We start from the raw sequence: 627 nt of genomic DNA, 5'->3' as shown, positions 1-627 counted from the left end.
TGCGATGAAGGGGCGGGGCCTCCGCTCCTCGTGAGGTTCCCGGCGGATGCTGGGGGTGTTCACTTTCCACGAATCATGGGAGGCCCCTATGAACGAGTATGACGGCAAGCAGTTCGTTGGGATCGATCTGCATCGGCAGCGGTCGGTGATCGTGCGTCAATCCGAGTTCGGTGAGCTGCTCTCGGCGGTACGGATCGTCAACGACCCGGTCGCGTTGGGACTGCAACTCGAGGACGCCGGCGCCGGCCCCGAGGTGGTGCTGGAAGCAACGTACGGCTGGTACTGGGCGGTCGATGTGCTGCAAGCCCACGGAGCGCGGGTGCATCTGGCACACCCACTGGGGGTCAAAGGGTTTCGCTACCGAAGGGTGAAAAACGACGTGCGTGACGCCGGCGATCTGGCTGATCTGCTGCGGATGGGTCGACTGCCCGAGGCCTGGATCGCGCCACCGGCGACACGCGAGCTGCGGGAGCTGGTGCGTTACCGAGCCAAGCTCATCGCGATCCGATCCGGGCTTAAAGCCCAGGTCCATGCCGTACTGGCCAAAGCCGGGGTATCGATCGCGGTGTCGGACCTGTTCGGAGTCGGTGGTCGAAAACGACTGGCCAAGGTGGCGCTGGCCGACGC

General features: G+C 64.9%; 1 protein-coding gene. It reads left to right on the top strand.

Translation table 11 applies throughout. From position 1 onward, the window contains the following. Positions 1 to 88 precede the first annotated feature (88 nt). Positions 89 to 627 (top strand): IS110 family transposase (locus F0Q45_RS26530; protein WP_149656653.1); only part of this gene is annotated, 539 nt, incomplete at its 3' end.

Source organism: Mycobacterium simiae, from assembly GCF_008370645.1.
Classification (GTDB): Bacteria; Actinomycetota; Actinomycetes; order Mycobacteriales; family Mycobacteriaceae; genus Mycobacterium; species Mycobacterium simiae_A.
Note: the sequence above shows the minus strand (reverse complement) of the source record. Positions and strands in the feature narration are given on the sequence as shown.